The organism is Pleomorphomonas koreensis DSM 23070 (assembly GCF_000425185.1).
Classification (GTDB): Bacteria; Pseudomonadota; Alphaproteobacteria; order Rhizobiales; family Pleomorphomonadaceae; genus Pleomorphomonas; species Pleomorphomonas koreensis.
This window is the reverse complement of record NZ_AULH01000075.1, coordinates 1-1,038: the sequence shown is the minus strand read 5'-3', so window position 1 is coordinate 1,038 and position 1,038 is coordinate 1. Positions and strand designations below refer to the sequence as shown.

1 rRNA gene is annotated in these 1,038 nt (G+C 55.7%); it reads left to right on the top strand.

The annotated features are described in order from the left end of the window. Positions 1–190: 190 nt before the first annotated feature. Positions 191–1,038: ribosomal RNA gene (locus H512_RS0120120) — 23S ribosomal RNA — on the top strand; the annotation flags it as partial.

Here is a 1,038-nt window from a genome sequence, read left to right as displayed (position 1 = left end):
GTTGTTGGCATGTCTCGTGTGATTTGAAAGGTCTTTGGACATGGTGAGCCGGCCGAGTTGGCTCATCATGGAGATCGTGGACTCGTGTTCATGGGGCGTGTTTTAGGTACCGTCCCGTATCGGTTGGCCTTCGGGCTGGTCGGGTCCTGCAGATGGACTTCTGCGGGGGATGGGCATGGGTAATGAGAGCGATCAAGTGACGTAAGGGCATCTGGTGGATGCCTTGGCGCTGAGAGGCGATGAAGGACGTGGTACGCTGCGATAAGCCATGGGGAGCTGCGAACAAGCTTTGATCCGTGGATTTCCGAATGGGGGAACCCATCTTCAGCGAACGGTGATCAGTTGGCAGTCGGAAGCGCGCCCGGCAGGGAGAGCGGACCGGCGAAACTGCCATCCGGTTACCGTTTGCAATTATGAAGATATCTGATTCCTGAACACATAGGGGATCAGAGGCGAACGCAGGGAAGTGAAACATCTAAGTACCTGCAGGAAAGGACATCAACCGAGACTCCGCAAGTAGTGGCGAGCGAACGCGGACCAGGCCAGTGGTCAGTTTGGTTAAAGCAGAACGGTCTGGAACGGCCGGCATCATGGGTGACAGCCCCGTATGCATAGATATCAGACTGATCCTTGAGTAAGGCGGGACACGTGCAATCCTGTCTGAACGTGGGGGGCCCACCCTCCAAGCCTAAGTACTCCTCAGCGACCGATAGCGAACCAGTACCGTGAGGGAAAGGTGAAAAGCACCCCGACGAGGGGAGTGAAAGAGTACCTGAAACCGGATGCCTACAAACAGTCGGAGGCTGCAATGCTGACGGCGTACCTTTTGTATAATGGGTCAGCGACTTAGTCTGTCGAGCGAGCTTAAGCCGTTAGGTGTAGGCGCAGCGAAAGCGAGTCTGAACAGGGCGTTCAGTTCGACGGATTAGACCCGAAACGAGGTGATCTAGTCATGAGCAGGTTGAAGGTGCGGTAACACGCACTGGAGGACCGAACCCACGCCTGTTGAAAAAGTCGGGGATGACTTGTGACTAGGGG